We start from the raw sequence: 881 nt of genomic DNA, 5'->3' as shown, positions 1-881 counted from the left end.
TCACACCCGCCTGTCTAATTACTATCGCACCCGCACCCGAGGAATGACGCTGGCTGACTATCAGACGTCGGTAGAGCGCTTTTTTAATGAGCGTGGGCAGCTACACATTTATCCGCAGGCCGCCTCTCTTCTGTTTGCGTATCAGCGACAGGGCACCCGGATAGTGATGATCACTGGGGCGGACGAGGTCGTGGCTGAAGCCTATGGCCGTGAACTGGGTATTGAAGATGTCATCAGCAACCGTCTTGATGTTGCCGAGACTCAGATAAAAGGTCTGTTAAAACCCCTCTGTTATGGGGTCGGTAAAGTGGATATGGCGCGGAGGTTTCTCAGTGGTTCGGGATACGGCCTGGAGCAGGTTGCCTTCTACTCAGACAGTCACGCTGACCTGCCGCTGCTTGAGCAGGTCGGATTTCCTGTCGTACTGAACCCGACTCATATTCTTGCCGACGTGGCTCTGGAGCGTAACTGGCCCGTGCTCGACTGGCGTGAAAGCGCTCCTTAGGAAGCAAATTCCGGAGAGGCCTTGCTCCTGCGGCGACCAGCCGTTATATTCAGCCATATCTCTCAATCATTCTCCGGAGCAAGCGGTGTTTTTTCAATACAACCGCCCATTTCAGCAAGGTCATCTGATGGCCTGTCGATGGTGTTAAGCGCCAGAACTTTTTACGTCTTTATTTTTTACGCGCTTAACAATCTGAAGGTTTACTATGACCCCGCAATCTTTTGCTGCCCTCGCTGAACAGGGCTATAACCGTATTCCGGTCGCACGCCAGGTTCTGGCTGACCTGGATACGCCTCTTTCCACGTATCTGAAACTGGCTGATCAGCCTTACACTTATCTCTTCGAATCTGTTCAGGGCGGCGAGAAGTGGGGTCGC

The 881-nt window shown here is 53.1% G+C and carries 1 protein-coding gene and 1 pseudogene; both read left to right on the top strand.

Features of this window, described 5'->3' with window-relative positions; translation table 11 throughout:
* Positions 1-505: HAD family hydrolase (locus B2R29_RS13925; protein WP_301181626.1), on the top strand; the 505-nt coding region annotated here is incomplete at its 5' end.
* Positions 506-710: 205 nt separating this feature from the next.
* Positions 711-881: pseudogene (locus tag B2R29_RS13920) on the top strand (anthranilate synthase component I); the annotation flags it as partial.

Source organism: Thalassolituus sp. UBA3500 (genome assembly GCF_002377545.1).
In the GTDB taxonomy this organism is placed as follows: domain Bacteria; phylum Pseudomonadota; class Gammaproteobacteria; order Pseudomonadales; family Oceanobacteraceae; genus Thalassolituus.
Note: the sequence above shows the minus strand (reverse complement) of the source record. Positions and strands in the feature narration are given on the sequence as shown.